Origin of the sequence: Pseudobacteroides sp. (assembly GCF_036567765.1) — a bacterium.
GTDB lineage: Bacteria > Bacillota > Clostridia > Acetivibrionales > DSM-2933 > Pseudobacteroides.
On record NZ_DATCTU010000112.1, the window covers coordinates 151612 to 175708 of the forward strand.

The 24097-nt window shown below is 36.1% G+C and carries 20 protein-coding genes; all 20 read left to right on the forward strand.

Annotated features, from left to right (window positions below):
• Positions 1 to 127: 127 nt before the first annotated feature.
• Positions 128 to 838: a pseudouridine synthase gene (locus tag VIO64_RS18460; protein WP_331920984.1), complete on the forward strand. Its 711-nt coding sequence runs from the start codon at positions 128 to 130 to the stop codon at positions 836 to 838.
• Between the two features lie 238 nt (positions 839 to 1076).
• Positions 1077 to 2597 carry an HD domain-containing response regulator gene (locus VIO64_RS18465; RefSeq protein ID WP_331920986.1) on the forward strand — a complete coding sequence of 507 codons (1521 nt, stop codon included), beginning with the start codon at positions 1077 to 1079 and terminating at the stop codon, positions 2595 to 2597.
• Positions 2598 to 2692: 95 nt separating this feature from the next.
• Complete coding sequence (locus tag VIO64_RS18470; protein ID WP_331920988.1) at positions 2693 to 3496, forward strand: sugar phosphate isomerase/epimerase family protein; 804 nt, start codon at positions 2693 to 2695, stop codon at positions 3494 to 3496.
• Positions 3497 to 3598: 102 nt separating this feature from the next.
• On the forward strand, positions 3599 to 4453 hold the full coding sequence (locus VIO64_RS18475) for a class I SAM-dependent methyltransferase (protein WP_331920990.1): 855 nt from the start codon (positions 3599 to 3601) through the stop codon (positions 4451 to 4453).
• A 166-nt stretch (positions 4454 to 4619) separates the two neighbouring features.
• Positions 4620 to 5435 (forward strand): hypothetical protein, encoded by an 816-nt coding sequence (locus VIO64_RS18480; RefSeq protein ID WP_331920992.1) that lies wholly within the window; start codon positions 4620 to 4622, stop codon positions 5433 to 5435.
• A 166-nt stretch (positions 5436 to 5601) separates the two neighbouring features.
• A complete protein-coding gene (locus tag VIO64_RS18485) occupies positions 5602 to 6720 on the forward strand; it encodes an AAA family ATPase (protein ID WP_331920994.1) in 1119 nt (372 codons plus the stop codon).
• Positions 6721 to 6772: 52 nt separating this feature from the next.
• Positions 6773 to 8014 (forward strand): CpaF family protein, encoded by a 1242-nt coding sequence (locus VIO64_RS18490; protein WP_331920996.1) that lies wholly within the window; start codon positions 6773 to 6775, stop codon positions 8012 to 8014.
• A 72-nt stretch (positions 8015 to 8086) separates the two neighbouring features.
• Positions 8087 to 8866, forward strand: a complete 780-nt coding sequence (locus VIO64_RS18495; protein ID WP_331920998.1) for a type II secretion system F family protein — start codon at positions 8087 to 8089, stop codon at positions 8864 to 8866.
• Positions 8867 to 8877: 11 nt separating this feature from the next.
• Entirely contained in the window at positions 8878 to 9744 is an 867-nt protein-coding gene (locus tag VIO64_RS18500) for a type II secretion system F family protein (protein WP_331921000.1), read from the forward strand.
• 31 nt (positions 9745 to 9775) lie between these two features.
• Complete coding sequence (locus VIO64_RS18505; RefSeq protein ID WP_331921002.1) at positions 9776 to 10000, forward strand: Flp1 family type IVb pilin; 225 nt, start codon at positions 9776 to 9778, stop codon at positions 9998 to 10000.
• A gap of 222 nt (positions 10001 to 10222) precedes the next feature.
• Positions 10223 to 10900, forward strand: coding sequence for a hypothetical protein (locus VIO64_RS18510; RefSeq protein ID WP_331921004.1), 678 nt, complete (start codon positions 10223 to 10225; stop codon positions 10898 to 10900).
• An 11-nt stretch (positions 10901 to 10911) separates the two neighbouring features.
• On the forward strand, positions 10912 to 14250 hold the full coding sequence (locus tag VIO64_RS18515; RefSeq protein ID WP_331921006.1) for a DUF5702 domain-containing protein: 3339 nt from the start codon (positions 10912 to 10914) through the stop codon (positions 14248 to 14250).
• A gap of 13 nt (positions 14251 to 14263) precedes the next feature.
• A complete protein-coding gene (locus VIO64_RS18520; protein ID WP_331921008.1) occupies positions 14264 to 15517 on the forward strand; it encodes a TadE/TadG family type IV pilus assembly protein in 1254 nt (417 codons plus the stop codon).
• Positions 15518 to 15527: 10 nt separating this feature from the next.
• Positions 15528 to 16148 carry an A24 family peptidase gene (locus tag VIO64_RS18525; RefSeq protein WP_331921010.1) on the forward strand — a complete coding sequence of 207 codons (621 nt, stop codon included), beginning with the start codon at positions 15528 to 15530 and terminating at the stop codon, positions 16146 to 16148.
• A gap of 48 nt (positions 16149 to 16196) precedes the next feature.
• Positions 16197 to 17690: a DUF6382 domain-containing protein gene (locus VIO64_RS18530; protein ID WP_331921012.1), complete on the forward strand. Its 1494-nt coding sequence runs from the start codon at positions 16197 to 16199 to the stop codon at positions 17688 to 17690.
• A 39-nt stretch (positions 17691 to 17729) separates the two neighbouring features.
• Positions 17730 to 18542, forward strand: a complete 813-nt coding sequence (locus VIO64_RS18535) for a PP2C family protein-serine/threonine phosphatase (protein WP_331921014.1) — start codon at positions 17730 to 17732, stop codon at positions 18540 to 18542.
• A gap of 73 nt (positions 18543 to 18615) precedes the next feature.
• Positions 18616 to 19146: an A24 family peptidase gene (locus VIO64_RS18540; RefSeq protein ID WP_331921016.1), complete on the forward strand. Its 531-nt coding sequence runs from the start codon at positions 18616 to 18618 to the stop codon at positions 19144 to 19146.
• A 90-nt stretch (positions 19147 to 19236) separates the two neighbouring features.
• On the forward strand, positions 19237 to 19734 hold the full coding sequence (locus VIO64_RS18545; protein ID WP_331921018.1) for a hypothetical protein: 498 nt from the start codon (positions 19237 to 19239) through the stop codon (positions 19732 to 19734).
• A gap of 269 nt (positions 19735 to 20003) precedes the next feature.
• Positions 20004 to 21044 (forward strand): S-layer homology domain-containing protein, encoded by a 1041-nt coding sequence (locus VIO64_RS18550; RefSeq protein ID WP_331921020.1) that lies wholly within the window; start codon positions 20004 to 20006, stop codon positions 21042 to 21044.
• A 396-nt stretch (positions 21045 to 21440) separates the two neighbouring features.
• Positions 21441 to 23588, forward strand: a complete 2148-nt coding sequence (locus VIO64_RS18555) for an S-layer homology domain-containing protein (protein WP_331921022.1) — start codon at positions 21441 to 21443, stop codon at positions 23586 to 23588.
• Positions 23589 to 24097: the final 509 nt, after the last annotated feature.

Sequence of the window (24097 nt, forward strand, 5' to 3'; positions counted from 1 at the left end):
TTTCGCCAAATATTAGATTATTATTGATTTTAATTTATTAATATAATAACATAAATAAAACTCTTTGTTAAGATATCATATCGATACACTGGCAAACTGTTTTAAAATAAAAGAACAGGTGGTAAGTATGGAGCAGATAAGACTACAAAAGTATTTGGCAGAAGTAGGTATAGCATCTAGAAGAAAATCGGAAGAGTTGATTAGAGATGGTTTTGTTAAGGTAAACGGAATTACCGTTACCGAAATGGGTCATAGGGTTACCGGCGAGGAAGCAATTGAGGTAAACGGGAAAATTATTTCAGGCAGCCAAAAGAAGATTTATGTTATGCTAAATAAGCCTGTGGGCTATATATCTACAGCAAAAGACCAATTTGGAAGGCCTAGCGTGGTTGAGCTGATAAAAGGAATAAGTGAGAGGATATATCCCGTGGGAAGGTTAGATTATGACACTTCAGGCCTTATTATACTTTCCAACGATGGTGAATTTACATATAAAATGACTCATCCAAAGCATGAAATAAAAAAAGTGTATAATGCCCTGATACATGGTGTTCCTAATCAGGAAGAGCTAAGGGCGGTTAAAAACGGATTAAGGATAGAGGATTATATTACTTCAAAAGCAGGTATAAAAATACTTGATATTGAAGGTGATAAGTGCTGGGTAGAGATTGCAATTCACGAGGGCAAAAACAGGCAGGTAAGAAAAATGTGTGATGCAATCGGGCACCCGGTAATAAAGCTTAAAAGGATTGCAATTGGGTCTTTGACCCTTGGGGATCTAAAAGAGGGTAACTGGAGGTATTTAAATAAAAAAGAACTGGAAGCACTAAATATTTAGGACTTCAAAAATGAAAGTTAATTGTTATATTAAAGAAAAGGTATTATGAAAACAATATTGTATACCGATCTATATTAGTAGGATTATCCTTATATTAGATTAGCAGCTTCTTTTAATGTCTAGGAAATTATGGTGTATTCTACACAACAATTTCTCACGACAACATTAAGGTGAACAAAATCATTTCATGATTTTGTTCAGGTGCACTTAATTGTGTCAATTTCATGGAGGATAAAAAATGAGAAAAAGAGCAGATGTAATTTCTAATGGATACAAGGTAATGCTCATAGATGATGAAATCGGTATAGTGGATTCGTTGTCAATAGTTCTGACCAAGGCCGGATATGAAACTGTTGGTTTTACTGATCCACATATAGCTATTGAGACTCTGGCCAAAGATACATATGATATTCTTATATTGGATTTCCTTATGAATACAATACATGGGGATGAGGTTGTAAGGCAAATAAGGGAATTTAATACCGATATATACATAATTATTCTTACAGGGCATAAGGACCTGGCACCACCGGTAGAGACATTGAAAGCCCTGGATATACAAGGGTACTGTGAAAAGAATGATAGATTTGATCAATTGATTCTTTTGGTAGAGTCGGCGGTTAAATCCATTGCACAAAGAGCAACTATTTACAGATTTAAAGACGGACTTAACAAAATTTTGGATGCTGTTCCGAGGATATACAACTTAAAGCCTATAGGAAATATTCTTGAAGATATATTAAGGGAGATAATGGCATTTACAAGTAGCACCGACGGATTCATTTTAATTGATGATTTAATAAACGACAATAATGATCACAAGACATTAATAAGGGGATTTGGAAGGTATCTTGGGGGTGTGGAGGAATTCACATCAAGGTTAAGTCCTGAGCTAATGGAAAGTATTGGTCAGGCTAGGATGGACAAAATGGTCATAAGCCTGGATAACGGAATTATACTTCCTTTGCTTAATGAGTATCATAATATCATGGGTGTCATTTACATAGAAAGTAATAATTATCACGAAAGAGCGAAACTTTTAGAAATATTTGCCAGCCAAGCTTCTGCCGCACTAAACAACGCATTACTGCATTCCCTTATAAATATTAAAAATGAAGAGCTTTTAAGGACATATGATGAACTCAAAGAGAGGTATATGGATACAATCGAGGTGCTCCGGCTTGCGGTAGATGCCAAGGATGTCTATACAAGGGGGCATTCCGAAAGGGTAGGCTATTATGCAAGGAAAATAGGAGAGTGTTTTAATCTTGACAGAGCTGACCTGGAAATATTGAATATTGCGGGAGTGTTCCATGATATAGGGAAAATAGGAACAACTGATGATATTCTGCTTAAAACCGATAAGCTTGACGAGAAGGAGTATGCGGAGATAAAAAAGCACCCGTTAAAAGGTGCCCATATTTTATCAGCAGTTTCCATGTTTAAGGAAGTGGTTCCGTTGGTAAAGTATCATCACGAAAGAATAGACGGTAAGGGTTATCCCCTCGGGTTAAAGGGAGAAGAAATTCCTTTTTTTGCAAGGATTCTATCGGTAGCGGATGCATTTGATGCAATGACTTCCGACAGGCTATACAGAACCAAGTTAGGTATTCAAGAAGCCAGGAGGCAATTGATTGACGGGGCTGGAAGGCAGTTTGATGAAGAAGTGGTAAAAGCCTTTGTCGGGATTATTGATAAAAGTTTTGATGAAATGAAAAATGAATTGGAGTTTTCATTTTTGGAAATATTGGAGCAATAAAATATCTTTAATGACACAGGTTTAAAAAGATGGTATTATTTAAATAAATAATGAGATTATTTTTACAATATCGATAAAACAGAGGGGGGACTAATTTGAAAATTTCTTTTTCAACGTTAGGGTGTCCGGAGTGGTCATGGGATGAAATGGTTTCCACAGCAAAGGATTTAGGTTTTGATGGAGTTGAAGTCCGTGGAATAGAAAATGAACTTTATGCCCCTAAAGCCAAGATTTTTTCAGAGGCTAATATTGAAGCCACAAAAGTCAGATTAAAATCTCTGAATCTGGAAATACCATGCCTGACTTCATCCTGTTATCTTTTTGATAAGAATGATAATGGATTCTATGTTAAAGAAGGAAAAGATTATATTGATCTTGCAGCACAGCTAGGAGTCAGGTATGTCAGGGTTTTAGGAGATAAGGATCCAAAGCCGGGATCGGATATTGATTTTGATTTTACGATAGAAAATCTTAAAAAACTCGTTGAGTACGCAGAGGGTAAGGGAGTAACTGTTATTCTTGAAACAAATGGTATTTTTGCAGATTCATCTCTTGTTCAAAAAGCGGTAGAAATGGTTGCAAGCAATAATGTAGGAATTTTATGGGATATCCATCATCCGTTCAGATATATGAATGAACCGGTGGATGTTACATATGAAAAGCTTAAGAAATATATAATGTTCGTACACTTAAAAGATTCTGTTATTATTAGCGGAGAAACGAAATATAAGATGATGGGACATGGGGATATACCGGTTAATAAGGCTTTAATGCTATTAAAAGAAAACAATTATGATGGTTTTGTTTCATTGGAATGGGTTAAAAGGTGGTGTCCGGATTTAGAAGAGCCTGGAATAGTTTTTTCACATTTTGCAAATTACATAAAGGGACTTATTTAGGTTAATGACTAAAATGTCACTTACTACATTGCTAGTAATGAGAAAGGTTATAAAACAAAACAGTTTACTCTTATAAAAAATACAAATCTGGAGAAAATCATTATGGCAATTAAAACTTTTATTGCGATTTTTCAAGAGGTTTTTTGTAAACATTGTTTTGAGAGAGTACCAGAGCCTAAAGCCATTATGTCAGAGGCCGAAAATGTATATGAGTTTGACGCTGAAGGTAATCCTGACGGTGCAATGGCTGCATCACATTTATTCGTTATATCACAGGTCTCAAGAACAATTTCAGGCTGTAAACATGTGCTAGACCTTGGCTGTGGATCAGGGCAGCTTTTATGCCAAATAGCTGAAATGAACCCGGAAATCCGTTTTACAGGGGTTGACCTTTCGGAAGAAATGCTAAAAAAGGCTAAGAGTAGGGCAAAAAGTATGAATTTATCCAATATTGAATTCATAAAGCAAGATTTTACTGAGCTTCAAGGCCTAGAGGATAAACAATTAGATGGAATAATGTGTGTATATGCTTTACATCATCTGAATGATCTTCAAGCCTTAAGAAACTTTTTCAGGCAGATTAATAGATTTGTAAAGCAGGATAAACCAGTTTTTATTTATGACTTTTGCAGGCTGCGTTCTGAAAAATCAATAGATTTCTTTGTGGATCTTGTTGGCGGTAAACATCCTCTCTTTTGCGAAGATCTTCGTAATTCTCTTAAAGCAGCATTTTCTTTAGATGAATTTAAACTGCTCTTAGGGGAAGAGCTTCACCGGAAAGTTGATATTTATACTACCAGAGCATTGCACTTTAATTTGATGATAAAAACTGAAGAAAGATCCATATCTTCAGAAAAGTTAGAAAAGATTAAGCAGAAATTATCTTTGCTTTCTCCCAAAAACCAGATGTCTTACACTAATAATCTTTGCAAGAAATTTTATAAATTAGATACATAATGATTATTGAATAACTTATATAGAGAGTTATGATGAAAACATGTCCATCAGGGCATGTTTTTTTATGTCATGGAAATAATTGATAATATCCAAATAATGGGTTAATATATATTTACTGAATTTTGCCTGAATAATACTGGAGAAGACTATCTTTGGAGGAAAAGCTATGAAGAGAATATTTATTTTAATAATTTATATTTCGTTGTTTGTTTTGCTAGCAGCATGTACTAATGAAGAAGGCCTAGATTTGGGGCCTAAAAAGGAAGTTTCATCCTACAGCAGCAAAGTTTATAAAATAGAAAAAAACAGCACCTTGAAAGTTGACTGCGATTTTGGCAATATTTATGTTTATTGTTGGGATAGTGATGAGATTAAATTCGATGTGAAGAGGAAAATAAGAGGCATTGGCGATAAAGCTAAGCTAGAAAAGAAGTTAAGCCATTTTAAAATAAATTCAGACAGCAGTAGCAATATCATTTCATTCAGCTCAAAATATGAAGGCAAGGATAAGGATGCGGTGGATAATAGTATTGATGCTAACATATATGTTCCTAGAACAATGGGAGATATATATTTGAAATTGGATACCGGAGTAATAAAAATTAATGATAACATTAAATGTAACTTAAAGACAGAAGTTAATATGGCCAATGTTGAAGTGGCGGGCCTGGAAGGAAACATACAAGCTTTGGCACAGATGGGTAACATCAGGCTTAATAGCGGAAACATACTAAAGGAATCCAATATTAAACTGGGTCAGGGGCATATCAATATTAAAGCGGACTTTAGTGATGCAGGCTTCGGGCAGATGGAAACAAGCTTGGGGAATATTGAACTGCAGGTTGAAAGGAACTCTCTGGTGGAATTTGAAACGGTGGGTGATGTTGAAATTAATGAATTTAAAGATGCTGAAGCGGAAGACAGTACGAGCAAAATAAAGCTTAGTACTTCCATGGGAAAAATATCTATAAGAAAATATTAAGAACAGACAATAATCTTTATTAAATTTTTTGTTTAGGTTTAGAAGGAATACAAAGGTTTTTATAGAATATAGTATATACAAACTTATTCAATATTTCATTTTATATAATGCACTTCTGAAAGGGTCAAGTAAAGCTTAAAAATAAATATTTTGTGTGGTGGTTAATATGACGAAGCTTAACCTGGTAATAGCAGATAGTGATGAAGAGTACTTGAATGGAGTAGTTGGATATCTGACCGAAAAATACTTGGAAAGGTTCAAGATATTAAGTTTTTCCGACAAACAAAGCTTAAGTAGCTTTATAAATAACTGTTCTGACAAGCCGGATATTTTGTTGGTCTCTCCAGAGCTCTATTTTGAGGATATAGTCAAAACCGGTATTACCCTTGTTGGAATACTGTCTTCAGGAAGACTCCAAACTGACTATAAAGGATTTGAGATTGTCTACAAATACCAGCTTGGAGAGAATTTGGTGAAAAACATAATAAACCTTTATTCCGACAGAAGCAGTGAAATAATAATTCCAAATGCACGAAGGGAAGCAAAAGTTTTTGCTGTCTATTCGCCAAATGGGGGCAGCGGCAAGACAACTGTTTCATATGGTTGTTCGGTGAAGTCTGTGCAGCATGGCAAAAAGGTCTTCTATATGAATCTTGAGGAATCTCCATCCACGCCGCTGTTTTTTGATGTTAAAGGCCAATATAACCTCTCCCATGTCTTTTATTATTTAAAGTCAAAAAATAAAAGCCTCTCGCTTAAAATTGAAGGTATAAGGGCTGTTGACCAGGAAACAGGAGTTCATTATTTCAATCCTCCTGTAAACAATCTGGAGCTTTTGGATATTGAACCTTCAGAGTATATTAATCTTATTTCCCATATGAAAGAAATGAATCAATATGAAGTCATATACATTGATATGCCCTGCTTTTTAGAAAAAAGAATGATGTCTGTTCTTGAAGCGGCAGATAAAATTCTTTATGTATTAAACCCCAACCGTTTATCAATGATTAAACTCCAGAACTTCATTAGAGGGCTGGATATTTTAGATAAAGCCTGGAAGGAAAGTATTTTGTTCAAGACTGAGTTTATTCTTAATAAAGCTTATGATGGTGATGACGGTGTGGAAATTTTTAGAGGCATATTGTGTGGGATTGATAAAAGTATTAACTTTGTCTTACCTAAGACTTCCAACCTCTTTACAATTCAAAACGGCAGATTGGTTTTAGATTTAACCGGTAAATATGGATATGCTCTTGATGAAGTTTTGGAAAAATGTTGTATATAATTTGGATTAAAGTGGTATTGATGGTTATCCTTTTATACGGAGGTGAGAGGCCTTGATCCTTGAGGAAAAGCTCGCACTTACAGCAGAGCTGAAGGAGTTGGCAAGGTTAAAACTTAACTCGCTGAACACAGAACTAAGCGATGAAGAGATTGAAGAAAAGATAGAAGAGATAGTGCTGCAAAAGGAAACTGATGTATATATATCACCCATGGAAAAAAGAGAAATAGTACAAAATATATTCAATTCAATAAGAAGGCTTGACGTACTTCAACCCCTCATAGATGACAAGTCAATCACAGAGATAATGGTTAATGGTCCCGATAATATATTTATAGAACGCAGCGGAAAGGTTTCAAAACTTGAAACCAGGTTTGAAAACAGCGAAAAGCTGGAGAATATAATAAGAAATATTGTTTCGGCAGTTGACAGAACAGTTAATGAGGCTGTACCTATCGTCGATGCAAGACTTCACGACGGGTCTCGTATAAATGTTGTTTTATCTCCCATTGCACTCAATGGCCCCATTATTACAATCCGTAAATTTCCGGAAAAACCTATCACTGCCCGGCAGCTTATAGACTTGGGTTCCTTGACTGATGAAACTGCGGAGCTTCTAGAACGTATGGTAAAGGCCAAATATAATATATTTATAAGCGGCGGTACAGGATCAGGTAAAACCACATTTCTCAATGCATTATCCAATTTTATTCCCAAAGATGAAAGAATTATAACAATAGAAGATTCTGCAGAGCTTCAAATAAAAGGTGTTGAAAACATAGTCCGGATGGAAACCAGGAATGCCAATACTGAAGGCAAAGGTGCCATAACCATCAGGGATCTTATTAAAACTTCCTTAAGGATGCGGCCTGAAAGGATAATAGTTGGAGAGGTCAGGGGAGCTGAAGCTTTGGACATGCTGCAGGCTATGAATACGGGCCATGACGGCTCCCTTTCAACAGGACATGCCAACTCTGCGGTTGATATGCTGTCAAGGCTTGAAACCATGGTGCTGACCGGAGCAGAGATACCACTTGAAGCAATAAGAAAACAGATCGCGTCAGCAATTGATATAATAGTTCACCTGTCCAGGCTCAGGGATAAGACAAGGAGAACAATGGAAATCTCTGAAGTAGCCGGTTATAAGGATGGTGAAATAATATTAAACCCAATTTATGTTTTTGAGGAAGAAGGAGAGATGAAAAACAATAGGATTTGCGGACATCTTAAAAGAACAGCCAACAGCATGATACATAAGCAAAAGTTCAAAGCGGCAGGTATAAACGATGAGGTTTAATATGGTTTTATGATATTTATGCAGTTTCAAAGTTTGCAGGCTAATCGCTTTTAATACCAAAACGGAGGTATTATGTATATTGAAAATTTAAATGAAAAACCAGATGGTCCAATAGATTACAGTGTTTATAACATGTCAAAAAGAGAAAGGCTCTTCTATATTTTATTGGCTGCTGTTTTCTTGTTTGGACTAGGTTTTATATTTTATCATAATATTTTGGTTTCATTGTTGATAACTCCATTTTCCCTGCTATACCCGAGGATCAGGAATAGAGAGATTATTGATAAACGTCAGAACGAATTGAATCTCCAGTTTAAAGATATGCTTTATTCAATTTCATCTTCCCTTGCTTCAGGCAAGGCACTTGAAACTGCATTCAAGGAGTCGGTAAAGGAGCTCTCCATAATATACCCACATGAGGACACTCTGATAATTAAAGAAATTCGGTATATGCAAAGAAAGATTGACATGAATGAGCAGATTGAAAATGTATTGATGGATTTTGCCGACAGATCAGGGCTTGAGGATGTGAGGAGTTTTGCTTCAATACTTCAGACATGCAATAAAAGAGGAGGTAATGTTATTGAAATAATAAGGAATACCTCAAATGTTATAAACGACAAGATTGAAGTAAAGCAGGAAATTGCAACAATACTAGCACAGAAAAAGTTTGAACAAAAAATATTATCAGTAATGCCTATTGGTTTGATACTGTTTCTATCAGCTACACAGAAAGATTATATGAGGCCTGTTTTCACAACCCTGCTAGGAAGAGTTGTAATGACTGTGGCCATAGTTTTTATAATATCCGGATATCTCATTTCAAAAAAAATTATGGATATAAAAATATAGGGGGCATAAGGATGATTATTATTTTTATAGCATCTCTTATTCTATTTGCTTTTCTTTATATGGTGTCAAGAAACAAGTATGATGAATTTATAGAACCTTTGGACGAAAAGGAGTTTAAGATTAAAAAAATTATGCCCATAGGCTTTTGGGTTATGGATAAAATCAATTACAGGTACGCATCAAAGTATGACAGGAACCTTTTAAACAAAACAGCGGAGCTTAACGGAGGTGTTTATGCCCACTACTATCTAAGGGTGCACTGGGCAAACAAGATAACTTTTGAGCTCATGCTTCTTATGTTTCTACTTTTTATTAATGGAGCGATGGGCAAAACGGATATGGAGCTTATAATTTTTTCGCTGCTTGTTATGGCTGTTGTTGCATATGCCTTAGACAAGGATCTTGAAAACAAGGTAAGTAAAAGAAGACTTTCCATGCAAATTGATTTTCCGGATTTTTTAAATACCCTTACACTATTAATCAATGCAGGTATGACGGTTTCAGGTGCATGGACAAGGATTGTGACAGATACAAAAAAGAGCACACCCCTTTATTCGGAGCTTAGAAATGTTATGCTGGAAATCTCAAACGGTAAATCGGAAATCGGTGCCTACGAGGAATTTGCCAAAAGGTGCAGGTTGCCTGAGGTAACTAAGTTTGTAGCTGTTATTACACAAAATTTGAAAAAGGGAAACTCGGAGCTGGTTGATATATTGAAGTACCAGTCAAAGGAATGCTGGGAGCTTAGGAAGCATGCTGCCAAAAGACTGGGTGAAGAGGCATCGTCAAAGGCATTGTTTCCAATGATGCTTATGTTCTTTGCTGTTGTTCTTGTCGTCGTTACGCCGGCAATAGCAGGACTTATAGGTAGTGTGTAAAAACAAAGTTTTGAAGGGAGGTGAAGCAAATATGAGATCCCTTATTAAGAGCTTTTTAAAGGAAGAAGACGGATTAGGAACAGTTGAAATAGTTATTATAATAGCGGTTTTGGTTGGGCTCGCCATAATTTTCAGAGAAGTCATATTCAGTTTCCTTAAACAAATATTAGGAAAACTCTTTGAGGGCAGTGAAGAACCGTTGAACAAGCCATCAGGGTCGGAAATACCAAGTTATAATATTAAAGCCACACCATAGCTCCGCTTAAGGCATTGATGAAAATTGCTTCCGCTTTTGAGCGGGTGTTCACCTGTTAAGTGAACACGTAAGCAAAATTTATAGCGGAAGTTATTTTTTTCAATGTCCAGAGAACTCGCCACAGCAATCAAAGCTGAAAATTGCAAGCAAATACATTATCAAAGGATTGATGTAAAGTTGTTTTTATTTCGAAGGCTGCTTTTTAGACCCAATAAAGGGAGTATGACGGTGGAAGCGTCGCTGATAATTCCTGCTGTAATTGTCAGCCTTATTGTACTTGTTTATATATGTTTTATGCTGTACGAGCAGTCTTACATAAAAGCATTGGCTAATACAGCATCGGAGCGGGGTGCAGCCACCTGGGCAAATCCGTCAAAGGACATGTATATGGAGTTTATAGATAAAAGGAATTTGGCCGGTACATCACTCTACTGGAGAGTGGGAGAATTTTTTACAAAGGGTGATAAACAGAAGAAGTATGATAAAGTTAATGCATTTGTTTTAAAAAGTATATCCAAGAATTCATTCTTTACCAAGGATAGGTCTGATAAGGGCAAGGAAACTTTGACACTAAAATATACCGACAGCAGAATGAGTGTCAAATGCGATTTGGAAGACTATGTGATTTACAAAAAGCTTAAAGTGAGTATTGAAGAGGAATATAGCCTTCCGATTTCCAATATGTTTAGGGCATTTGGAATTGATGTGAAGTTTAAAATATCTGCAAGCTCGGAGTCGGTAGTTGACGATCCTGTTGAGTTTGTAAGGAATACGGATTTTGTCATGGATAGTGTTAGAGAGATTGATCAGAAAACAGGAGGAAAGCTTGAAGGTGCCATGGAAAAAGTTACAGGTACTTTTGACAAGCTTTCCGGCAAATTAAAAAGCTTTTTGGAATAAGGTGAGGGCCTATGGACTTTTTAAAAAAGACTCAAGGGGCAATATCCATATTTTTATGTTTTGTGCTTCTGGCACTTGTGGCTTTATCAGGCAGCCTGGTGGATGGCAGCAGAATGAGGGTTGCTGAAGCCGAAACCAAGACTGCAATTGATTGTGCTGCTATGTCGCAGCTCACTTATTATAATAATGTCTTAAAAGAGCTATATGGATTATTTGCAATGGCAGATAATGATCCTGCTACTATAAGGGAGGCAATAAGCAAAAATCTTGATGAGAGGCTCCTTTACACTGTTGTGAATGAGAAAAAAGAGGGTTTTGAAAAATATTATTCTGAGGTTAAGGGTTTGTTTGAAAAAGACAAAAGCAAGCCGTTGAACTTTTTTGATTTCAAGGCTGAAGAAATTAAAGTAAATCCTTTGTATAACCTTTCGGAGGGAGAAGTATTTAAAAGGCAGATTCTGGAGTTTATGAAATACAGAGCCCCTAAAGAGATTGCAGACCAGTTTTTAGATAAGCTTTTGGCATTTAAGGACCTTGGAGAACAAACAAGGATGCTTGAGAAAAAGCTGGACATCGATGAAAAATTATATAAAGCAGGAGAGGGAACTGAAACACTGTCTGATAAGGCACTGGAAATAAATTCTCTTGCCAAGAGCAGCAGTATTGATAAAAAGCTGGACAGCCTTACTCAAAGCGTGTCTGATAGAATTAAAGCCCAAAAGCTTCTCTGGGAGAAGAAAAAACAGTTGGAAAGCATGACTCCTCCGGTAAATAGTTCAGACGATCCCAAAGCGGTAAAAAAACATGAGGAAAATCTAAAGGCTTACGCCAAATCGGTGGAAAGTCTGTCAAAAGAAATAGAGAAGTTTGAAAATCTCACAATTCCCCAACTAAAGAGGGATGCATCCAAAATAAAAGACGACTTAATAAGGTACATAGACACTGAACTCATTGGAAATAAGGCCTTTAATGATGCCCTAAATGCAATAGACGATATTAAAGAAAAGTCAAAAGAGGTTGTCAATATGGCAAATGAGCTGAGCGTAGCTATTAAGGAGGATTCCAGCTCTTTTGGGGAAGCAATTAGGACTGATTTGAAGAGTAAAAAACAGGTTTTAGATACAAAGGTTCTTGATGATAGGAATCTGGAGATAGAGAAATGCCGCAGTACATATACCGAAATAAAAAGAATTGTTGCCGATATTCATCCTGATAGTATCGTTTTTGATGTAGTAAGCAGCCTTCCAGAAGATCTGGAATCCAAGGTTAGAAGCGGACTTTCTTATGAAAAAGTAGGGAAGCTTCTGAAAGATATACCAAGGGTTAACTATTATGTTAAGAAGACGGAGGAATCTGAAGGCAGTGCAGATGATCCAAGGACAGCTATAAAGGCAATGAGGGAGGATGTTGAGAAAGACGGCAACAAGCTTATTGAGGAGATTAAAAAAGGGGATGAAAAAACCAAGGATATGTTCCCTGAAAAGGGTCTTCCTTCCCAAGGGGAAATAAAGGACAGTTTAAAGGAATTAAAAGATTTAATAAGCACAGATATAAAGAAGGTACAGGACCGAGGCAAGTCCAACTCAGGAAGTAATCTGTTCAATCCTGATTATAAAGGTATAAGCAGCTTTGAAAAGAACCTTGATTTTAAAGACAATAATGTAAATAAATCCAAGGAAGCTCTATCGGTTTTGAAGGGACTTACAGGAATTATTTCTTCAGGTCTAAAGAACTTAAGAGATGAACTTTATGTAGGTGAATATTCCCTTGGCATGTTTAAAAATGCTGTTACAGAAAAGTTGGATTTAAATGGCGATATACAATATGATTTAACAGGTTATAAAATGTCTACCAGGAAAGATACTTTCTTTGAGAGGGCAGAATTGGAATACATACTCAATGGCAGCAGATCCCAAGAGCAGAACCTCCTTTGGATAAAGGGGCAGATACTTTTGGTAAGGTGGGCCTTAAATACCGTTTCCATTTATACAGATCCCAAAAAGGTAACAATGGCGCTGGAAATTGCCGCAGCCATCGCAGGATGGACGGTATTTGGAGTACCTCTGGTGCAGACACTAATACTTCTTGCCTGGTCCTTTGCAGAGTCAATGATTGATGTAAGTATGATACTTCAGGGGCATGATATGCCAATATTCAAGCTGAACACCGATTGGGTTTTAAGCATTGAGGGAGGAGCCAAAGAAGCGGCTAGGGCACTGACAAATAAAATGGCAGGAGCCTTTAAAAACAAGGTGGTTGAAGAAACAAAAAAGTTTGTGAAAAATAAAGCTAATGAAGCTATAGACTATACATCCGATAAGGTGGCAGAGTCCATAGAAAAGGGAATAACAGACCAGGTCTCAAAGGTCACGAGGGGAATGACGGAATCCATAAGCAATTCAATCGAGCAAAAGGTGGAGGAGGTTCTGGATTCGGCCTTCAGGCCATTTGAAAATGCAATATACACGGAAATAGGAAAGACAGAAGCTAAGTTTGATGAGTTGAAGGATTCTTTAGAAGCGTTAAACAATAAGGCTTCAGAAAAATATGAAGATGCTGTTGACGGCTTGATGGAGCATGTTAATAAGTCCATATACGATTCAGTAAAAAAATATTTTCCGGAGGCTGAAAGGGAGCTGAATAAGTGTGGTTACAGAGAACTTATCGATGGCCTTAGAGTGCAGGAAAAGAGATATTTTGAGGAATTAAAAGGTATTGGGATAGACTTTTTAGGGAAGAAGGAAAAAGAATTAAAGGAAAAGCTGGATGAGGCTCAAGAGCAAACCATAGGGAAAATAAAGACTGCAATAGCCAACGCAAAGACGAACCTAAAAAAGAGGGTTTTAGACGGAATCAATAATACACTTCTTGAGAAATTTAAAGCTGCTGGCGATAATCTCTCGGATAAGATAGATGAAATAGTATCAAAAAAAATTAATAGTATAAAAAATTCAGGAAAAGACAAGATAAAGGAAAAATTAGGTTCATTTATAGATAATCTAGGAGGTAAGTCCAAAGGCTCATCCCTTAAAGAAAAGACATTTTCCATTGAGGATTACACAGCAAAGGTCAATATCAGAGGTAACCTCCTAAAGATGGGATACACAGGCTATTTAAGGTTATTTCTCCTATTTGTAAGCCCCGATAAAAAATTGAAGAGAATTCAGGATCTTGTTCAGTTGAACATGGAAAAGGAGACAGGAAAAGAATTCAGATTATCGGATTATAACACATTTTTAAGGGTTGAAGCGGTCTTTTCAGTTAAATACCTGTTTATGACTTCAGCGTTTATGCCAAGAACTTATAAAGACAGGTATAAGATATCTCATGTGGTCTATAAAGGATATTGAGAGGTATTTTGTGATGAAGCTTAAATGTAAAAAGGGATCTCTTACAATTGAAGCTGCTTTTGCACTGCCTGTTGTAATAGTTGTTATTCTTACAATTGCGTATTTTATTAGAATTGCATATGTCCATTCGCTGGTTCAACATGCCTTGGATGAGTCTGCAAAAGAAATTTCATCATACAGCTATCTCTATTCTGTGAGTAAGCTCCAGGCATTAAATGACGGTACACATGATCTCCTTACTAAAAATGAAGCTTCCGCCGTATCTCGTATTGATACTGTTTTAGAGACTGTAAATTCCGTTAATGACAAGATCGGTAAGCTAGGAAGCATGCAAAAGGGCAGCGAAGACATGAATCTTGACGAAATAAAAGGGGTGTACAGCAGTGGAAAGGCTGATATAGAAAAACTAAAATCCATTTACAATGAGATCAAGGGGCATCCTAAAGGATGGAAGGGGGGAGTGAAAAAGGAGGTTGCAAGCCTAGCTTCACTGGTTGCCCACGGCCTTTTGGAAAGCGGCAGGGAGGAATTGTCGGAGCTGATAGTGAGAATCATGATGAGAAAGCATATAGCAACTGACAAATATGATGAAGACCAGGCGTTAAAAAGGCTTAACATAATGGGCGGTTATGAAGGGCTGGACTTTTCAGGGACATCTATTTTTAGTGACAAAAAAACAATAAAACTAGTCGTAAGCTACACAATAAGGCCCATAACCCCGCTTCCTATAATTCCGGAGCTAAGAATTGAACAAAAAGCACTCATTGTGGGATGGTTGGATGGAGACGGCAAACACTCAAAAAGGCTGGAACAAATAGAAAATAACAGTCAGGGAAATATAGATAAAGAAGATAACATTTGGGACTTAAGCCCATTTGACAGGGGAAATGAGATCTTAAGAAGGTTCGGTGCAAATGTGCTTAGCAGAACCGGCGGGGCGGTGGATGTATTCGATGCTTTCACAGGCACTGCAACCGATATAAGAAGCATTGATATAACTCTATCTTCATACAAAGATATTAATAATCTTAAAAAGGAGATCAAATCTGAAATAAAGCTGGTTCAAGGTTATAACGGCAAGGTAAGGATAAACCATAACGGCAGCGAAACTGATTTTGACATAAAGAGCAGGAACCTTAGAATTATAATACCAAAGGGAACAAAAACTGCTGAGATAACACGCTTGGAAGCACAACTCAATTCAGAGAACAGTGGGGTCAAACTAACCATTGAAGAATATATTGAAAAGAGAGCGAAGGAATCCTAGGGAGGACTTTATGAGTTACATAGTGATGATACTTTCAGGTTTAATTGCAGGAAATCTTGTAAATATATATACTAACAGAAAGATACTCACAGGTAACATTGCGGAAGATTACAAAGGCATGTTCGTAAAGGATGCGAGCTTCTATCTCATTCAATTTTTCATGGTATCCATGTACCTATTCATCTATTTTAAGGCATCGGATTTCAACGAAATCCTAAAATTTTCTTTGTTTTCAGCGTTGATGCTTGCCGCCGCAATGGAGGACTTTAACAGCCAGCAGATACCCAATAAACTTATTGTCGGGTTTATAATAATAGGGGTAATTATTAACCTGTTTATACATGACACAAACACATGCATTGGAATACTCATAACAGTTTTATCCGCTGCAGGCATTTTCGGAATTATCTATAAAACCTCAAAAGGCGGAATTGGTGCAGGGGATGTAAAACTTATAATATGTTCTGCACTTTTTTTGGAACCTGGGGATTTATTTACCACCATAGTAATTGCATTTCTGTTTACATTTCTAACAGGCATAATACTTATGATCTTAAGGCGTTTGGGCAAAAAGACGTTGGTACCCTTCAGCCCTTTCATACTGGCAGGTTTTCTTGTTTCTTTATTTTAAGGGATACATGCTGCTGCCGGAGGAATTATAAAAAAAGGTGGGTCGTATATGAGTTATATAAAAGATCTTTTCAGGTTTGAATTTGAGAGTGATTCTTCAGCAAGCTATCTGGTTCTTAGAAATGTGGAAGAGGATAAGCTGCAAAAGCTTCAGGTTGAAATGATAGAACAAAACCCTAATGCAGACATTATACCGTTATCGATAAGGGTCAAAAACAACGAGTATATGATTTTTTACAATATAACATCAAAAATCACTTTAAATCAATTACTTAAAAGACAAAGCCTTAAAAAGAATGAGTTTTTAGATCTTCTCATATCAATTTCCAAAACCATATCCGAATGCAAAAATTACTATGCTTATGATAAAAATTTTGCAATTGACGGAGATTTGATTTATGTAAATCCGGCAAATCTTGATGCATCACTTATTTATATACCTGTTAGCTTTCAGGTAAGCTTCAAGGATGTATTTATTGATTTTGTGAAGAAATTGATTGATGATGTTGTGAGGATTGATGAAAATGAGGATCTGGGATTTATCCAAAAAATTAGGGTTCAATTAAGGGAAGATATCTTTAGTATGCAGGAATTTATACGTATTTTAAGCGGATTCAGATACAAGAATGATGCGAAGGATGATCCCAATAAAAACTATATACAGGAAACCATGCTTAGGAACAATCAAAATAATGTCATTGATACAGGAAAAAATGATTTGGGCAAGGGCAGGGACAATTTAATAGAGTTAAAAACCCCAAAGGCAGAGGTAAGAGAGCAGAAATCAGTAATAAATATACCTCGAAAATCAAACAATACATTTGTTCCGATGAGGGACAATTCAAGCACGGGTAGTTCAGGTACAATACTTGCATACTCAAAGAACTCAATATATGCAGCAATAGGGCTTCAAGCTGCAGGTATACTAGTTCTCATAATTTCTGTCATTGGCGTTTTAAAAAGCGTGAAACAGGATTTCAGTCTTGTGCTGGGTGTTGGAATAGTAGTGGGTGCCATTGACTTTCTGATCATGAGAAAATTGTTGGATAAGGATAAAATGATACCTGTACATAAAAATGAAAGCAGATCCGTTGATGATAGGTGCAAGGAAAAGGTGGCAGATGCAAAGCCTGATGTCCTGAAAGGGCCTGAAGGGGGTGTGAGGAGCCCTATAAACGAACCTGGTACCGAAATACTATGTGATAATTGTAAGGATGATACCGTTTTACTTAAAGAAAGCCCAAGTTTACCTTATCTCATTGGTAAAAATGAAGGAAAAAATATTAAGATAATAATAAATAAAGACAGTTTTCTTATAGGAAGACTCAAATCCCAAGTGGATTGTGAAATAAACAACTCAAGCATCAGTAAGGTTCACACTGAAATAATAAAAAAGGAGGGGCGTTATTACATTAAGGATTTAAATTCCAGCAATGGTACATATGTAAATTCTGAAAGAATAAAGAGCAATTTTGAATTTGAGATTAAAAATCACGATGTTATAAGAATTGCAAACATGGAATTTGAATTTTGTGCTGTATAGTTGTGTATAAATAAAAAATATTATATAGGAGTACTACTTATGTCAAGACCGGAGTTGTTTTTTTCGGCTGCCACCGATAAGGGAACTGTTAAAGAGGTAAATCAGGACAGCATAATAATAAGAACTGGAAAAAATAAGGATGCTTCATATGGTTTGTTTGCAGTAGCAGATGGAATGGGGGGACATGCCTATGGCGAAGTAGCAAGCAAAATGGCTTGTGATGCTCTTGATTTGTGGTGGGAAGAAGAGTTGCCTCATATACTTGACAAGTGCGGCAGAAAGCTCCCTGATAGTTTGGATGGTTCTTTACACAAACTTTTTTGCAGGGTCAATAATGACATACTATGCTATTCTTCCAAAGTAGCAGAGAATGTAGGTACTACCCTAACAGTGCTATTTATATATAACTCCGAGTTTGTGATAAAGCACATCGGTGACAGCAGAATTTATAGGATAAACAAAAGGGTACAGCAGTTGACGCTGGACCATACATGGGTTTCATCCCAGGTTTCGGCGGGAAATCTGACATGTGATGAGGCTAGGAATCATCCCAAAAGGAATGTTTTGACCCAGTGCATAGGCATTTTTAGGGAGCTAAATACTTTTACAAGTAAGGATGCTTTTAGGGATGGGGATGTATTTATAATTGGTAGTGATGGTTTTTATGATAAATTGAATGACTTTCATTTTTTAAAAGGTGCAATGGTGTTAAGACAAAAGCCGGGATACAGCGATGATATTGCCAAAGACCTTATTTCATTTGTAAAAATGGCAGGAGAAAGGGATAACATTTCACTAATACTGGTGTATCCCAAGTTGTACGGCCTTTTAAAGTTTTTTTTGAGAAGATAATACTTTTAATGTTGGAAGAGTTAAATCAATTACATTTGTCTATCGCAAATAGCAAAAGGGGATGAAAAAATAAATGGCAATAAAATTTACAGCACTTTTTATTCTATTACTCCTAGCTGTTTTCAATGATATAAAGTCATTCAAAATAAAAAACCTTATAACTTATCCGGCAGTATCATTGGGGTTTGTTGTAAATACCTGTTTGAGGGGTGCTGAAGGATTTAAAGATTCAATTTCGGGAGCTATAATACCCTTAATTGTTCTTTTTATTTTTTTTGCATTACGTATGTTAGGAGCTGGAGATATAAAGCTTTTTTGTGCTATAGGTGCTCTCATGGGTTGGAAATTTAGTGTCTTGTGTATTGCTTATTCATTTATTTTTGGAGGATTTATTTCAATCATCATTTTATTGTATAGAAAAAATACCAAACAAAGGTTTAAACATCTCTTTGACTATTTAAAGACAACACTTTTGTTAATGAAAATAGATAAATATCAGGATTACAATAATAATAAAAATGGACTTTTCAGGTTTTCATTTGCTGTTTTAGGTGGAACTTTATCAGTTGTGATAGAATTGTTTATTTTTAATTCTATTTTTTGAGCGGAATAACGTTATGGACATGACGATTAATTACTGGTAAACTAGAGAAGAGAAAGATATTAATTTAATTAGATGAAAAGGTGGGGTATTGTGGCTAGAAAGATTTTGTTACCGGTAATTTCTTTGTTATGTATTATGTTTCTTTTTGTTTCCTGCAGTGAAAAAAGCAATAATAAAAGTAAAAGCAATAGTAATAGTAGTGTTCCTTCCCACGTAGGCATGTATACGAACTATAATTCATCCATACTTTTAAAAGCGGATGGATCATTTGTTACAACTATTAGTGAAGGTACTAATACAGATTTGGTTTTTACAGGTAAATATACGCTTAATGGAGAAGATATTGTCTTCGATAATCAGAAAATGAACGGAGATGATTTAGGAACCGTTTTAAATGGAAAGCTTAAGGATGGAGTTATTAGTTATGATGGGGGAAAACCTTTTACTAAAGATGAAGACTATGAGCTGAAAAAAGAGGATATTGCACCTAAGGAAGAACCAAAGTCTGTTGTATCGGCAGGTGCAGCTACTTCATCTCCAACTACGGAAAATTCTTCTCCCAATCCATCGAATAATGACCAAAAGTAAAAAAATATTGTATAATATATATAGTGATTACGATAAGTTTGTGGTATTCATTTTGTAAAGTTATTTATCAATTTGCATAAAGGAAGTTCCTTTATGCCTAGTATAAATAACTTGTTTTTTAATTCTAAGGATAATTTAAAAAATTTAAAATAAATAAAAAATTTACATTTATTATTTATTATGGTATCCTATTGAAGGTTAATTTATGCCATCAATCTTAATGCTTTATAAAAACTATACTAAATTTTAAAAAGGGAGTGGTTAAAAAAATGAGAAAGGTGTTACCAATTTTTATTTCACTGTGCATACTTATGAGCAGTGTTCTAAATGTCTTCGCTGTCGGTGATTCTTTAGACACGATTTTGAATGGACAGGCACCGACAATTGAAGTAGTGAAAGCAAAGCTTGACAGACTGGTTACTTATACGACCAAAAAGTTTAAAGATGTCAAGTCCACACACTGGTATGTAAAAAGTTTGTCAAAATTGGTGGGAATGAAGGGGATTGATGGCTACAAAGATGGAACATTCAGACCTCAAGGCCAAATTACTGTAGCTGAATTTACAAAACTATTACTGGCTGCAGCAGGTTATCAGGAAGATATTGCTTTAGGAGAGTGGTATGCCAATTATGTGGCAAAAGCTAAGGAATTAGGAGTAATTGAGAACAGTGACAACTATAACTATAAAAGCGGCATGAAAAGAAAAGATATGGCAAAAATGATATGCAAGCTTTTGGATGTTAAGCCGTCAACATCTGGTACTTCAGTCTTTAGTGACGCTAAGAACATTGATTCCAAATGGATAGATGCAGCATTTAACGAGTATCTCATCAGAGGATATGGTAAAGAAGGTGCGAGAACTTTCAAGCCTATGCAAACCGCAACAAGAGCAGAGGTTAGCGAAATGGTAATGCGTGCTTTAGAGTACAGGGAAAATCCTGAAGAGTTCAAAAAAGCCAATGGAGCTGATAGTACCAGCACAAGTCCAAGCACAAGTACTTCTTATACTGAGGTAAAGGGATATAAGATACCCGATAAGTCTGAAGTCATTGTTAGAACAGATTTTGAGATAGCTGAAATAATAATCAGTATTGATCTAAAAAAAGATCTGAGCACTCAGATTAAAGAAACTGAAAGCATATTATTAAGCAAGTTTTCAAGCAGTGACATAAAGTCTCTGATGGATTATGTTAAACAGTATAGCGATGCTGCTACAATTTTACCTAAAAGAGAGTTTACTGTAGGCAACCGGAACATAGCTGTTGGTGGACAGGCCGGTGTTGCTACAATTACGGTTTTCTCAAATTAAAATGTTCTAGTATTGTGTTACTGGATGGACAAATTTATTGTAATAATTTATTGGTTTATGTTACAATATAACTGACATATTTAAGCAATACAATTTATTCTACTGTTAATGATTAACAGTGGATTTGTAGATGTTACTTTCGGAAATGCGTCTTACATAGCCTAAATATAAGGAATCTTGTATTTGTATGTTTTCTTGAAGTATGGGAAGTTATGGTGCATTCTACGCCACAATCTCTCACGACAGAATCAAGGTAGCAAAATCGCAAGCAATTTTGATTTTCCGAGATAACTTTATGTCTTAAAAAACCAACGCAAAGTCAATGGTGATTTGCTTTATTTTGCTGTGGTTTTTATTAATAAATATTAAGTAAAGAGAATTTAGGGGGTAAATCGAATGAATTTAAGAAGTAAAATGAGTAAGTTTCTTGTTTTTTGCTTGATTTTCATGCTCTTAGGTAACACCTCAATTGTTGCCTTAGCTGAAACTTCAACAGATGGATTCAAAATAGTTATAGGAAATGCTAGAGGCAATGCTGGAGAAACTATAACAGTACCTGTTAGTTTTCAAAATGTACCATCATCGGGTATAAATAACTGCGACTTTTCTGTTAAATTTGATGATCAAGTATTAGATTTTATTGGTACAGAGGCAGGTCCGATTGTTACATTAGCAGTAGCAAATTATTCTGCTAATTATGCTGAAAGGGTAAAAGACGGTCCTAAATATATTAACTTCTTGTTTAATGATGCGACTCAAGGAATTATGCCTATAGCAAGTTCAGGTGTTTTTGCAAATATTAAGTTAAAGATTAGACAAGATTCAAATGATGCTATTTCTAACATAAAGGTTCAAGCAGTAGGAGCATTTTCTGGTAAGGTAGGAAATACTAGAGTTGAAATTAAAGTTTCTTTTGCAGATGGCTATGCAGCAATAGGTAATGCAACTCCTGAGCCTTCGGAGCTTCCTACAAGCACACCAACAAATACACCAACAAATACACCAACAAATACGCCAACAGAAACACCAACAAACACACCAACAAACACACCGACAAATACGCCAACAAACACACCGACAAACACACCAACAAATACGCCAACAGAAACACCAACAAACACACCAACAAACACACCGACAAACACACCAACAAATACGCCAACAAATACGCCAGTACCAACAAACACACCAACAAACACACCAACAGAAACACCAACAAACACACCGACAAACACACCGACAAACACGCCAACAAATACACCAGTACCGACAAATACACCAACAAACACAGCAACAGCAACACCAGTACCAACAAATACACCAACAAATACAGCAACAGCAACACCAATACCGACAAATACACCAACAATTGCACCAACAGCAACACCAATACCAACAAATACACCAACAATTGCACCAACAGCAACACTGGTACCAACAAATACGCCAACAACTGCACCAACAGCAACACCAGTATCAACAAATACACCAACAATTGCACCAACAATAACGGTTACACCAACAGCAACACCTGATGCATCTGTTTCACCGACAATAACAGCAACACCAACACCTGATGCAACAACAACACCAACAGCAACAGCTGATGCATCTGCTTCACCAACAGTAACAGCAACACCAACACCTGATGCATCATCAACACCGACAGGTGCAGCAACAACAACACCAACAGCAACATCGGATGCATCTGCTTCACCGACAATAACAGCAACACCAACATCTGGTGCATCATCAACACCGACAGGTACACCAGCAGGTACACCAACAGGTATGGGATCACAGACTCCTACAAAGGCACCTTCACCTACACCTTCAAGCACAACAATACCTGCATCGAATGTTCCAGGGGGTGTTATTACACCAACAGCAATACCAACAGTAACAGCAACTGCGGTGCCAACTGTGACGCCAACTGCAATAAAAATACAGACGCCAACTTCAAAGCCTACACCGACACCTGTAGTGGTTGAACCTACAAGTAAGCGTCCGTCGGCATCGGATATAAGTGGTCATTGGGCAGAGCAGTACATCATCAAGTTAATAGAAAAAGGTTTTGTAGAAGGTTACAAGGATGGAACAATCAAGCCAAATGCAGTATTAACAAGAGCTGAAATAGCAGTGATTTTTGTAAAAATGAAAGGGCTTAAGACTGTAAATAATCCTGAAGTTAAGTTCAAGGATGATGATAAAATACCGGCTTGGGCAAAACCTTATGTATATGCTGCATATAAGGCTGGAATAATTGAAGGCTATAATGATAAAACATTCAGGTCTTCAAATATTCTGACAAGAGCAGAAATTTCAGCGATGATAGTTAGATCATTAGGGTATAAGGAATCAACAACCAAACTTGGATTTAGTGATTCAAAGAGTATTCCTAAATGGGCATTGGGTTATATTACAACAGCTTATGAATTAAAACTCATAAACGGTTATAATAATAACACGTTTGTACCTAACGGCAAGGTAACTAGAGCAGAAGCATTCACAATAATTGCTAAAAGCCTTGATTTGAAGAAATAAAATAACTAATGGCAGGAAAGTACCTGATAATTATTAATTATCGGGTGCTTTTTTTATATCTAGTAAAATAAATGGACTTATATACACAATCTGATAAAATATTGTATATATAGCTCGGTTATTTGATAGTATATTTAGACAAAAGGAGTTAAAATATAGCTAGCTACATATACGAAATTTTTACGGTAATGCAGTAAGAGTTTTTGTATTGGTGTAATCACTACATATATGGGACGTCCTCTAAAACCATACGCAATGGCCGCCATGTCCTGTGGCGAATCGTTAGAGCTAGGCTTTGGAGTAGAAAAGAAATTTATTGAGGTTAATTGTTGTTAACTAAAGATTTAATAAAAGATTATCAGGCAGACAGACAAGTATAGTTTCGAAAAGTAACTGGTAATTGGCTTGAAAACAAAAATTCAGGTTTGATTCATAAAAAACAAGGTAAAAAACCTTATTGAACTTTGAAAAAAGTATATTGTTACGACAGAGCAAATAAAAAAGGGCAT

Coding starts and splice junctions, on each gene's coding strand:
- VIO64_RS18540 (WP_331921016.1), top strand. CDS start 18,616: ATGGCAATAAAATTTACAGCACTTTTTATTCTATTACTCCTAGCTGTT.
- VIO64_RS18480 (WP_331920992.1), top strand. CDS start 4,620: ATGAAGAGAATATTTATTTTAATAATTTATATTTCGTTGTTTGTTTTG.
- VIO64_RS18505 (WP_331921002.1), top strand. CDS start 9,776: ATGAGATCCCTTATTAAGAGCTTTTTAAAGGAAGAAGACGGATTAGGA.
- VIO64_RS18530 (WP_331921012.1), top strand. CDS start 16,197: ATGAGTTATATAAAAGATCTTTTCAGGTTTGAATTTGAGAGTGATTCT.
- VIO64_RS18515 (WP_331921006.1), top strand. CDS start 10,912: ATGGACTTTTTAAAAAAGACTCAAGGGGCAATATCCATATTTTTATGT.
- VIO64_RS18555 (WP_331921022.1), top strand. CDS start 21,441: ATGAATTTAAGAAGTAAAATGAGTAAGTTTCTTGTTTTTTGCTTGATT.
- VIO64_RS18550 (WP_331921020.1), top strand. CDS start 20,004: ATGAGAAAGGTGTTACCAATTTTTATTTCACTGTGCATACTTATGAGC.
- VIO64_RS18465 (WP_331920986.1), top strand. CDS start 1,077: ATGAGAAAAAGAGCAGATGTAATTTCTAATGGATACAAGGTAATGCTC.
- VIO64_RS18475 (WP_331920990.1), top strand. CDS start 3,599: ATGGCAATTAAAACTTTTATTGCGATTTTTCAAGAGGTTTTTTGTAAA.
- VIO64_RS18520 (WP_331921008.1), top strand. CDS start 14,264: ATGAAGCTTAAATGTAAAAAGGGATCTCTTACAATTGAAGCTGCTTTT.
- VIO64_RS18495 (WP_331920998.1), top strand. CDS start 8,087: ATGTATATTGAAAATTTAAATGAAAAACCAGATGGTCCAATAGATTAC.
- VIO64_RS18460 (WP_331920984.1), top strand. CDS start 128: ATGGAGCAGATAAGACTACAAAAGTATTTGGCAGAAGTAGGTATAGCA.
- VIO64_RS18500 (WP_331921000.1), top strand. CDS start 8,878: ATGATTATTATTTTTATAGCATCTCTTATTCTATTTGCTTTTCTTTAT.
- VIO64_RS18525 (WP_331921010.1), top strand. CDS start 15,528: ATGAGTTACATAGTGATGATACTTTCAGGTTTAATTGCAGGAAATCTT.
- VIO64_RS18535 (WP_331921014.1), top strand. CDS start 17,730: ATGTCAAGACCGGAGTTGTTTTTTTCGGCTGCCACCGATAAGGGAACT.
- VIO64_RS18485 (WP_331920994.1), top strand. CDS start 5,602: ATGACGAAGCTTAACCTGGTAATAGCAGATAGTGATGAAGAGTACTTG.
- VIO64_RS18510 (WP_331921004.1), top strand. CDS start 10,223: ATGACGGTGGAAGCGTCGCTGATAATTCCTGCTGTAATTGTCAGCCTT.